We start from the raw sequence: 9,394 nt of genomic DNA on the forward strand, positions 1-9,394 counted from the left end.
ATTCGCCTGAGCCAGCGCCGTCACGGTGCTGTCGGGCCGCCGACCCGGTGCGCGTGTTTCAGGAGTTTGCTACTCTCGACTTGCTCTCGCGGGGGCGGGCGGAGCTGGTGGTGGCCGGGGCTCCTTCACGGAGGCCTACCCGCTATTTGGCTACGATTTACGCGACTACGACGCCCTGTTTGCCGAGAAGCTGGACCTGCTCTTGGCCCTACGGGCGCAGGAGCAGGTAACCTGGCAGGGACGATTCCGGCCGGCCCTGAGCGGGCAGGGGGGTGTACCCGCGCCCCCTGCAGGAACAGCTGCCCGTGTGGCTGGGAGTAGGCGGTACGCCGGCCTCGTTTGCGCGGGCCGGCACGTTGGGCCTGCCCCTGATGGTGGCCATCATTGGGGGGCGAGCCCCGACGCTTCCGCCCCCTAGTCGAGCTGTATCGGGAAGCCGGCCGCCGGGCCGGGCACGCCCCCGAGCAGCTCACTGTGGGCATGCACGCCCTGGGCTACGTGGGCCTTACCACCGAGCAGGCCGTGCGCGACTACTACCCGGCCTACGTGCGCTTCATGACCTACGCGGGGCGCGAACGGGGCTGGGCACCGCCCACGCGAACCCAGTTTGATGCGCAGCGGGGCCCCACGGCGCCTTCCTGGTAGGCAGCCCCGACGAGGTAGCCGCCAAAATCATGCGCCACAGCGAAGCCCTGGGCGGCCTTTCCCGCGTCACGCTGCAGATGGATGCTCTCAACAGCGCCGACGCGGCCAGCCACGGCCAGTTGCTGCAGTCCATTGAGCTGCTGGGCCGCCGCGTGGCGCCGCAGCTAGCCGCCCCTGCGGTGGCCAATCCCTAATCCTTGCCTCCACTTTCTTCTTTCTTCTTTTTTAATCATTCCCCTTACCATGAGTGTCAAGACCAAAAAAATACTGAGCTGGGTGCTGTCCGGGCTGTTAGCCGTTGGATTTATCGGCGCCGGGGGTAGCAAGCTGGCGGGCGTGCCCGAGCAGTTACAAAATCTGCAGAGCTGGGGCTACCCGGAGTGGTTCCGCTTCCCCATTGGCCTAAGTGAAATAGCCTTGGGCATTGGGCTGCTGGTGCCCGCCAGTCGCTTGCTCACGCTCTATGCGGTGTTCGTCTGGGCGGCCGTGGCGGCCATCACGCACTTGCAGGCCGGCCAGGCCGCTATGCTGGGCGGGCCCGTTGCTTTCGCCGTGCTGGCCCTGCTCAACCTGCTGGTGTGGCGCTCCGTGGCGTCCGAGCAAACCAAGCTGGCTTAAACAGCTGGTTGGTAGCCCACCGGTGGCCCCTTCCCTGGCTTGATTCGCTGGTGGGGTAATCGGTGGGCGAACCGCCTGAGCCAACTAACCTTTCGTAACGCACCACTTTTTTTTACAGGATGGCATCTACTGTTTTTCATCCGGCCACCACCCGAATGCACGGTAATTCCGGCTGGCTTGACGCCCACCGCAGCTTCCTCCCCAGCGGGGCCTCCGAGCCATCGCGCCAGTCTTTCGGGGCCTTAATTATTCTCAACGACGATACCGTACTGGGCGGCACTGGATTCGGCATGCACGCGCACCGGAACGCCGAAATTATGACCCTGCTGCTGGAAGGGGCTCTGGAGCACGCCGACACGCTCGGCAACCAGGGGGTTATTAACGTCAATGAGCTGCAAATTATCAGCGCCGGCTCGGGTATTTCGCACAGCGAAAAAAAACCACAGCGCGACGGCCCCCGTGCACTTCCTGCAAATCTGGCTGACCACCGACCAACCCGAGGCTGCTCCGTACTATGACCAGGTGTCGTTTGATGCGGCTTCCTCCCCCGATTTCTTTGTGCAAGTGGTGTCCCCCCATGCTAGGCAGGCCGGCGTGCAAGTGCGGCAGCAGGCTTGGCTGCACGTGGGCACCCTTACGCCCGGCGTGGCGACTACTTACGCGGTGAAGCGACCCGGCAACGGCGTGTACGCTTTCGTGCTGGAAGGAAACGTGCGCATTGGCAACCAGCAATTAGGAGCCTATGACGCCCTGGGCACCTGGAATATAACCCACCTCACGGTCGAGGCCCTGAGCCCGGCCAAAGTGCTGCTCATTGACGTGCCAATGTAGGACTGCGCTTGCCGGCAGAGGTCAGCGAGTATTGTTACCAAGCGTCTTACGCGGCTTAAGCTGTTGAATCATCAGCAGCGTATTTCTCACCCCTTCTCCGCCATGACCACTACCTGGAAAGTAGACCCCGCGCACAGCGAAGTGCAATTCAAAGTGAAGCACCTGATGATTACCACTGTCACGGGGTACTTCAAAACCTTCAAAAGCGCCTGGCCGTGCTCTTTTCCGACATCGAGGACTACACGGTGTTTGCCGAAGCACTGCCAGCCTACGACGTCGTCCACGTGCTCAACCGCTACTTCCAGCTCATGAGCGAGGTGGAGGTGGTCCGCGCCCACCAGGGCCGCATCATCGACTACATCGGCGACGGGTTGATGGTGGTCTTTGGGCTGGAAGACGAAGCCACCGCCGCCGCGGAGGCGCTGGCCGCCGCCCGTGGCATGCTCCAGGCCGTGGAGCAACTCAACCCGTACCTGCGCAAAATGTATTGCCGCAGCTTCCGAGTCCGCATCGGCGTCCACTATGGCGAGGTAGTCGTGGGTGACCTGGGCGGAGCCGAACTGCGCAAGCTCGCCGTCATCGGCGACACCGTGAACGTCGCCGCCCGCATTGAGGCCGCCAACAAAGACTGCGGCACCGTTCTGCTGGTCTCACAAGCCGTCGTCGATGAACTGGGCGACGACTTGCTCGTGCGGCAGGCTTTTCTGACCCCCTTAAAAGGCAAGAAAGGGATGCACCACCTGTACGAGGTCGAGCGTACTGCCTAACAGCGGAAGCCTATTACTTCAGACTGGGACGTTTCGTGGGAAGTCACCCGCGGGGGTCCGGTCATTGAGTCCTGTCCGGGCTTCCGGGAGTGGCTCGGCGCGTACGTGCCGGTGCTCTACTGCCCCCTGAAGCGTCAGCCCTTGCCCTTCGCTTGGTTATGCCTGCTGTTTTTTCTCCTGTTTCCCGTGCAGCTTTGGTTCGCCAGGTGCGCGCCCTCATTCACCGCCGCAAGGGTGTAGAACTGCGCCGCTTGCGGGTAAGCACCGACCTGAACGAACTTGGCTTCGACCTCATTGACGTAGTCGACATCATCCTGGAAGTAGAACGCCGCTATGACCTGACCATTCCCGACGAAGTACCGCTCGATACGGTGGGCGACTTCGTGCGCTACATCGGTTGCCACCGGCAGCTTGCCGCAGCCTAAATTCGCTTATCGGTTACGAAAAGGAGCGTTATCATTGCCTCCATGCCAGCAGGGATGCTACCTGCTTATCTCTCGCGAAACATCCGGTTGAAGGCCATGCTCTGCGACCACGTCGTGTTATGCGCGCTGTACATTCCCTTGTTTACGGGCCTGACGGCCCTGCGTGTTGGATGGGGCATTGGCCACGACGAATGGGGTTTCTGGTTGTTGCTGGTGTTTTACCTGAACCAAGACTTTTTCAACGAGCGCAGTCCGGCCAAGCGGCTGTTGCACCTGCAGGTGCTCAATGCCCGCAACCGGCCCGCCAACGAGCTGCGGTGCTTTCTGCGGAACACGGCCTTCCCCCTCTGGCCCCTAGAGGTGCTCGTGTTGCTCCTGGGCCGACGCGGCCGCATGGGCGACGCGCTGGCCGGCACGCACGCGGGGCCGATGACGAAGGACACGACCTCGTGGTGGCAAGATGTGCGCCCCTATCGGCTCACGCGCCATTCCTATTATACCTTGGCCGCAACCATTACCTATTTGCTCCTATTACAGGCCTTCTGTACCCATGTTTTGGTCCTATAGCTTCTTCAAGTGCAGTTCAGCGAAAGGGTCGTGCCCTAAACTTAAGCCTGTTTAAAGTAAGGAGGAAGTTTATAGCCGACTTACAGTTGGTCTCGCTACTGTGCTGAGAAGCGGAAAGCGGACGGTGAAAAGCCAGTTTTACGCTTGAACAAGCGGCTGAAGTAAGGCGGGTACTCAAAGCCGAGCTGGAAGGCGGTTTCGCTGACGGTGAGCGAAGTGCCGAGTAGTAAGCGCTTCGCTTTTTCAATGAGCTGATGGTGAAGGTGCTGCTGCACCGTGTGCCCGGTGAGGGTACGCAGCATGTCGCTCAGGTAGGCCGGCGACACGTGCAGCGCATCGGCAAATTGCTGCACGGTGGGCAGGGCAGTGGCAGTGTCCGGGGCGAAGTGGGTGGTCAGCAGGGCCTCGAATCGGCTGAGCAGGTCGTGTTCTACCGAGCGCCGGGTCAGAAACTGCCGGTGGTAAAACCGGTTGGCGTAGCCCAGTAACACCTCTAGTTGGGCCACCAGCATATCCTGACTAAAGGCATCGATGGGCTGCTCGTACTCGAGCTGGATGCTGCGCAGCACACTTTCAAGCAGGCTTTCCTCGTGGGCCGAGATGTGGAGGGCCTCATGCACCGCGTAGGCGAAGAAATCGTAGCGGGTAATTTTCTGGCCCAGCGGGTATTTGGCCAGCAGGTTGGGGTGGAAGACGAGCAGCCAGCCACTAAGCGTGGAGGCATCTTCGTCGGCGCTGCCCGTCACTACTTGGTCGGGGCCGATGAACAGCAGCACGCCCTCCTGGAAATCGTAGTTCTGACGGCCATAGTGCAGCGACCCTTTTACGCCGCGCTTGAACAGAACAATGTAGAGCTGCGCCACCACCGGCCCGGTCACCGGCGGGGCCGTGCGAAAATACGTTAGGTCAATAACGGTGAGCAAGGGGTGAGCTGGGGCCGGCAGCCCGTAGTAGCGCGTATACTCCGTGACCGTACGCAGCACCTGGACAGTAGGGGAAACCGATTTCATACGCGCTACTAGCTGAATGATAAGATGTAAGCTGGATAGTCCAGTTGAGCAGCCGGTGCTAAGCGGCTAGCCAACCAGGGGAATAAAGAACAGGCGGGCCTATTCGGTTAAGCACCTACATCGCCGTGCCTGTTGCACTGCCTACGGGAAGGATGGCATCCAGGTCGGCCAGCTCTTGCGAGCTTAGTGTAATGGCCGTGGCGGCCGCGTTCTGCTCCAGGTAGCCGCGGCGTTTGGTGCCGGGAATGGGAACGGCGCCTTGCGCCATCACCCAAGCCAGGGCCAGCTGGGCGGGCGTTACGTGCTTCTGGGTGGCGAGCGTTTGCACGGCGTGGACTAATTCCAGGTTTTTGCGGAAGTTTTCACCCTGAAAACGGGGAAAGGTGCGGCGAATATCGGTGGGCTCAAAGTCGTCTGCCCGCTTGATTTCGCCGGACAGAAACCCCTGGCTCAGCGGGGAATAGGCGACAAACCCAATGTTCAGCTCCCGACAGGCAGCGAGGGCGCCGTTTTCCTCCACGGTGCGGTCGAAGAGCGAATACTGGCTTTGCAGGGCCGTGAGTGGGTGGGTGGCGTGGGCGCGGCGCAGCTCGTCGGCCGTTACGTTAGATACGCCAGGTAACGCACTTTGCCTTCGGCCACCAGCTGACTCATGGCTCCCACCGTGTCTTCGATGGGCGTGGCCGGGTCGAGGCGATGCAGGTAATATAGGTCGATATACTCCGTGCCCAGGTTACGCAGCGAATGTTCAATGGCCCGGCGCACGTAGTCGGGCCGGCCATTCACTTGGCCGGTTAGCTGGCCTTGCGCCCCTATCTCGCCGCCCACCTTAGTGGCCAGCGTATAGCGGGCCCGCTGGCCAGCCACCGCCCGGCCCACCAGCTGCTCATTGAGCCAGGGGCCGTAGATGTCAGCCGTATCGAGCAGATTCACCCCTAGCTCCAGCGCCCGGTGAATAGTGCGCAGGCTCTCGGCTTCATCAACCGGGCCGTAGATGTTGGTGGTGACAAATGGGGTCATGCTCATGCACCCCAGGCCCTGGGCCGAAACGTGCAGACCCTGACTGCCTAGGGCAATTTGTGGAATAGTAGTCATAGAAAGTAAAACGGAAAGGTGATTTGACCACCACAAAGTTCTCCTCCTGTCCTACCCCACAACGGATACAAAACCCGGTTTGCCAGATACAAAATCAGGCCTCTTGCGCTACGCCGGCTAGATGCGGCTGCGCCAGTGCGTCCAGAAAAGTGGGTGGCTGTTTCTTCTTAACTGACTTGGATACAGACGGCGCAAACCGTCGCCGCTCAGCCCGAAACAGGATTGTCCCTCACCAGTCGCTTGGCTTGCAGTTGAAGGAGAATAGTCGTGAGTCGGTCGAACCTGTTCAGGTGCTTTTTCGCCGGTACAGGGTGCACGAAGCTATGTAGTACGTAGAGTCCCGCTCTTGGCCCCTGGCAGGTATGGGAATAGGCGTTGTACCTTTGAATTTCGCAAGCTCCCGACCGATGAAAACTATTTCGCTCGACCAGTTTTACCAGCAGGCTACCACCGCCCTCGATACCGAGCTAAATACCCTGCTGCCGCCCGACATCCAAAAGGAAATCGGGCACTTCAATGTGTTTAGTATTGAGGAGCTCTACAACCGCTTTCGCGAGAAGGGCGTGATGCCCTACGACCGCCGGGCGTACTACAAAATTAGCCTGATTAGCGGGCACAACCGGGCCGAATACGCCGACAAAGTAATTGATATTGAGCATAACGCCCTGCTTTTTGCCACGCCCAAAGTGCCTTATCACTGGGTGCCGCAGGACGTAGAGCAGGCGGGCCACTTCTGCATTTTCACGGAAGCCTTTCTGCTGCCGGCCAAAAGTGGGGTGGTGCTTGATGAGCTGCCCCTATTCAAGGCCGGCGGCTATCCGGTGTTCCAGGTGAGCGACGAGCAAAGTGCGGAAATCGACGCCATTTTTCGAAAGATGCACCGCGAAATCGGCTCCAACTACGCCTACAAGTACGATTTGCTGCGCACGTACCTGCTCGAAATTATTCACCTGGGGCAGAAGCTTCAGCCGGTCACGGCGCTCTACCCTGCCCACAACGCCTCGGCGCGGGTGTCGTCGCTGTTTATCGAACTGCTGGAGCGGCAGTTTCCCATCCAAACGCCCCAACAGAAGCTCCAGCTGCGCACGGCCAAGGACTACGCCGACCGGCTGGCCGTGCACGTCAACCACCTGAATAAGGTGCTGAAAGAGAACACCGGCCCGCACCACAACCGAAATCATCAGTAGCCGCGTGGTACAGGAAGCCAAGTTGCTGCTCAAACAAACTAACTGGAACATCTCGGAAATTTCGACAGCCTCGGCTTTGCGGAAGTAGCCCACTTCTCCAACTTTTTTAAGCGCCAGACTGCTACTCGCCTGGCACTTTTCGAGCCTAAGACCAGATGTGAATTTTGCAAATGATGGATTGCCCGGCGCAAACACCCCGCTGTTTTCCCGGTCGACCTTTGTGGGGTCATCATTCTTTCTAACCATCATGGACTTACGCAACAGCACCATCCTCATTACCGGCGGCACCAGCGGCTTTGGCTTCGAATTCGCCACCCAGTTGCTAGCCCTGGGTAGTACGGTGCTCATTACAGGCCGCAATCAGGCGAAGCTCGACGACACCAAGCGCCGCCTACCGAGCGTGCACACCTTCCAGAGCGACGTGAGCGACCCGGCTGCCATCCGGCAGTTGTACCAGCAGGTGACGACGCAGTTCCCGGCCCTTAATATCCTCATTAATAACGCCGGCGAGATGCGCAAACTCGACCTGCAAGACCCAGCCCTAGAACTGCACGACATCACCCGGGAGGTGGAAATCAACCTGTCGGGTCCCATCCGCATGGTGCAGCAATTTCTGCCGCACCTCAAAACCAAGAAGACGGCTGCCATCCTCAACGTGACCTCCGGGCTGGCGATGACCCCATTTCCGCTGGCCCCGATTTATAGCGGCACCAAAGCGGGGCTGCGAGCGTACACCAAAGCCCTGCGAGTGCAGTTGCAGCACACCTTGGTAAAGGTATTTGAACTGGTAGCGCCCGCCGCTAAAACACCTCTCGCGGATCCGTTTGCCAGTGTGCTGAACGACAGCATGCTCATGGATCCGAACCAGGTGGTCGCGCAAGCCATCCGGGGGCTGCAGCAGGATCGGGTGGAAATCTATCCCGGCCTCTCCCGCCTCATGCGCTACATGAGCCGCCTGGCCCCGGGGATACTGCTCAAGCAAATGAGCAAGGGCGTAACCGAAGCATTTGCCCAGTCCCGGGTGCAGGCCTAAGCACGCTACTGACCTTGAGACTGAGTGGGGTTCTGTTCTTCCCGCTTCAGGCGCAGACTGCCCCTAGTGCGGGTAGTCCGCTACCGGCCGCGCCCGAGTTACGGGCCCATCTTACGACCCGCCAAGTCGATAACGTGGCCGCGCTCGGGCAAGTCTGGGGCCTGCTCAAGTACTTTCACCCCGCGGTAGCGACGGGCCAACGCGACTGGGATGCGGAGTTTCTACGGCAGCTGCCGACGGTACTGGCCTGCCGGTCGGTGAAGGTATCCAGAATAGCGCGGTGTTGCCGAACCAAGACTACCTGGTAGTCAACGGCCTCGTCATCCATCTAGCCCAGCACACCTTTGGCCAAGAACCAGAACTAGGCGCTTACCAAGGATACTATAAGGCCGGAGACGACTCGCGTTTCCACTCTTTAGATAATCTATTTGCCCCTCACCGAATAAAGCTGCACGGTGTACGGGTATCGGCTCTAAGAAGCAACATGATAGCCACCGGCGTGAATGATATAACCCTACAAAACGAAGCTGTTAGCTCCCGGTGGAAAGTTTCCGCCCTATACGACGAAGAGAGCCTGGTGTACAGCCCACCCGTGCTGCAGAAGGATTCCACCCCGTTCGATTCCCTGGAGAACCTGGGGGAAGGGTTTTATCATTTCCCCGTCTACAAGTAGGGTGTTGTTAAACCGATAGGGGAAAATCTCCCACTACCTTTAGCGTTTGCTTGACGGTTACCTGCCCGTTTATGAATCGCATCGACCGCCTGTTTGGCATAGTTACTCTGCTGCAAGCCCAGCGCTACGTGCCGGCCGAACGCCTAGCGGAGCAGTTTGACATTAGTGTGCGCACGGTGTACCGCGACATTCGGGCGCTGGGCGAGCAAGGAATTCCCGTCAGCTTCCAGGCGGGGTGGGGCTACTTTCTGGTGCAGGGTACTTTCTGCCGCCGGTCAGCTTCACCCCCGAGGAAAGTAGCGCCCTGCTGCTGCTCGAAACCTTGGCCGCTACCCTGGCCGACCGCTCCATCCAGCCGCTGGTAGCCGCCGCCCTGCAGAAAGTGCGCGCCGTGCTGCGTCCGCCCGACCAGGCCCGCTTGGCGCAGCTGGATCACGCCATGCAGTTGGCCGTGCCCGAGTACCAGGAGCACTTCACGCGGCACCTGGCGCCCATGCAACGGGCCATTGCCGGGCGCAGGTGCTGGACCTAGGGTACTGTGAC

General features: G+C 60.0%; 14 protein-coding genes and 2 pseudogenes. 14 read left to right on the forward strand and 2 right to left on the reverse strand.

Annotated elements, in window-relative coordinates:
* Positions 1 to 25 precede the first annotated feature (25 nt).
* The 9 genes and pseudogenes from VI25_RS29065 (at position 26) to VI25_RS20875 (ending at position 3,853) form a co-directional block, all read left to right on the forward strand.
* The gene (locus VI25_RS29065; protein WP_410503451.1) at positions 26 to 418 is read left to right on the forward strand and encodes an LLM class flavin-dependent oxidoreductase; all 393 of its coding nucleotides are present in this window, start codon (positions 26 to 28) and stop codon (positions 416 to 418) included.
* Entirely contained in the window at positions 385 to 645 is a 261-nt protein-coding gene (locus VI25_RS27340) for an LLM class flavin-dependent oxidoreductase (protein ID WP_055562813.1), read from the forward strand. Before VI25_RS29065 ends, VI25_RS27340 begins: the two co-directional genes overlap by 34 nt.
* Positions 646 to 888: 243 nt before the next feature.
* The gene (locus VI25_RS20855; RefSeq protein WP_052695692.1) at positions 889 to 1,263 is read left to right on the forward strand and encodes a DoxX family protein; all 375 of its coding nucleotides are present in this window, start codon (positions 889 to 891) and stop codon (positions 1,261 to 1,263) included.
* A 119-nt stretch (positions 1,264 to 1,382) separates the two neighbouring features.
* Positions 1,383 to 1,781: a pirin family protein gene (locus VI25_RS24355; protein ID WP_082455745.1), complete on the forward strand. Its 399-nt coding sequence runs from the start codon at positions 1,383 to 1,385 to the stop codon at positions 1,779 to 1,781.
* On the forward strand, positions 1,723 to 2,094 hold the full coding sequence (locus VI25_RS24360; RefSeq protein ID WP_152981739.1) for a hypothetical protein: 372 nt from the start codon (positions 1,723 to 1,725) through the stop codon (positions 2,092 to 2,094). Before VI25_RS24355 ends, VI25_RS24360 begins: the two co-directional genes overlap by 59 nt.
* 102 nt (positions 2,095 to 2,196) lie before the next feature.
* Positions 2,197 to 2,295 (forward strand): annotated as a pseudogene (locus VI25_RS23660) (YceI family protein); the annotation flags it as partial.
* Between the two features lie 14 nt (positions 2,296 to 2,309).
* Complete coding sequence (locus VI25_RS25355; protein ID WP_052695690.1) at positions 2,310 to 2,861, forward strand: adenylate/guanylate cyclase domain-containing protein; 552 nt, start codon at positions 2,310 to 2,312, stop codon at positions 2,859 to 2,861.
* A 158-nt stretch (positions 2,862 to 3,019) separates the two neighbouring features.
* The gene (locus VI25_RS20870) at positions 3,020 to 3,286 is read left to right on the forward strand and encodes an acyl carrier protein (RefSeq protein ID WP_045690465.1); all 267 of its coding nucleotides are present in this window, start codon (positions 3,020 to 3,022) and stop codon (positions 3,284 to 3,286) included.
* Between the two features lie 42 nt (positions 3,287 to 3,328).
* Positions 3,329 to 3,853 (forward strand): RDD family protein, encoded by a 525-nt coding sequence (locus tag VI25_RS20875; protein ID WP_152981740.1) that lies wholly within the window; start codon positions 3,329 to 3,331, stop codon positions 3,851 to 3,853.
* Positions 3,854 to 3,948: 95 nt separating this feature from the next.
* On the opposite strand, the gene VI25_RS20880 is transcribed toward VI25_RS20875, so the two are convergent.
* Together VI25_RS20880 and VI25_RS29070 are read right to left on the reverse strand one after the other, a co-directional pair.
* A complete protein-coding gene (locus tag VI25_RS20880; RefSeq protein ID WP_045690463.1) occupies positions 3,949 to 4,863 on the reverse strand; it encodes a helix-turn-helix domain-containing protein in 915 nt (304 codons plus the stop codon).
* Positions 4,864 to 4,978: 115 nt separating this feature from the next.
* Positions 4,979 to 5,958 (reverse strand): annotated as a pseudogene (locus tag VI25_RS29070) (aldo/keto reductase).
* Between the two features lie 407 nt (positions 5,959 to 6,365).
* Here VI25_RS29070 and VI25_RS20890 point away from each other — a divergent pair.
* The 5 genes from VI25_RS20890 to VI25_RS20905 all read left to right on the forward strand — a co-directional run bounded on the left by VI25_RS20890 (position 6,366) and on the right by VI25_RS20905 (position 9,383).
* The gene (locus tag VI25_RS20890) at positions 6,366 to 7,145 is read left to right on the forward strand and encodes an AraC family transcriptional regulator (protein WP_316934392.1); all 780 of its coding nucleotides are present in this window, start codon (positions 6,366 to 6,368) and stop codon (positions 7,143 to 7,145) included.
* A gap of 247 nt (positions 7,146 to 7,392) precedes the next feature.
* The gene (locus VI25_RS20895) at positions 7,393 to 8,178 is read left to right on the forward strand and encodes an SDR family oxidoreductase (protein WP_045690462.1); all 786 of its coding nucleotides are present in this window, start codon (positions 7,393 to 7,395) and stop codon (positions 8,176 to 8,178) included.
* A gap of 280 nt (positions 8,179 to 8,458) precedes the next feature.
* A complete protein-coding gene (locus VI25_RS20900; protein WP_055562815.1) occupies positions 8,459 to 8,851 on the forward strand; it encodes a hypothetical protein in 393 nt (130 codons plus the stop codon).
* Positions 8,852 to 8,922: 71 nt separating this feature from the next.
* Positions 8,923 to 9,216 carry a helix-turn-helix transcriptional regulator gene (locus VI25_RS23665; RefSeq protein WP_072144871.1) on the forward strand — a complete coding sequence of 98 codons (294 nt, stop codon included), beginning with the start codon at positions 8,923 to 8,925 and terminating at the stop codon, positions 9,214 to 9,216.
* Positions 9,174 to 9,383, forward strand: coding sequence for a hypothetical protein (locus tag VI25_RS20905; RefSeq protein ID WP_072144872.1), 210 nt, complete (start codon positions 9,174 to 9,176; stop codon positions 9,381 to 9,383). Before VI25_RS23665 ends, VI25_RS20905 begins: the two co-directional genes overlap by 43 nt.
* Positions 9,384 to 9,394 lie beyond the last annotated feature (11 nt).

It is taken from the genome of Hymenobacter sp. AT01-02 (genome assembly GCF_000961955.2).
Classification (GTDB): domain Bacteria; phylum Bacteroidota; class Bacteroidia; order Cytophagales; family Hymenobacteraceae; genus Hymenobacter; species Hymenobacter mucosus.

Coding starts and splice junctions, on each gene's coding strand:
- VI25_RS20855 (WP_052695692.1), top strand. CDS start 889: ATGAGTGTCAAGACCAAAAAAATACTGAGCTGGGTGCTGTCCGGGCTG.
- VI25_RS24355 (WP_082455745.1), top strand. CDS start 1,383: ATGGCATCTACTGTTTTTCATCCGGCCACCACCCGAATGCACGGTAAT.
- VI25_RS20870 (WP_045690465.1), top strand. CDS start 3,020: ATGCCTGCTGTTTTTTCTCCTGTTTCCCGTGCAGCTTTGGTTCGCCAG.
- VI25_RS20875 (WP_152981740.1), top strand. CDS start 3,329: ATGCCAGCAGGGATGCTACCTGCTTATCTCTCGCGAAACATCCGGTTG.
- VI25_RS20880 (WP_045690463.1), bottom strand. CDS start 4,863: ATGAAATCGGTTTCCCCTACTGTCCAGGTGCTGCGTACGGTCACGGAG.
- VI25_RS20890 (WP_316934392.1), top strand. CDS start 6,366: ATGAAAACTATTTCGCTCGACCAGTTTTACCAGCAGGCTACCACCGCC.
- VI25_RS20895 (WP_045690462.1), top strand. CDS start 7,393: ATGGACTTACGCAACAGCACCATCCTCATTACCGGCGGCACCAGCGGC.
- VI25_RS23665 (WP_072144871.1), top strand. CDS start 8,923: ATGAATCGCATCGACCGCCTGTTTGGCATAGTTACTCTGCTGCAAGCC.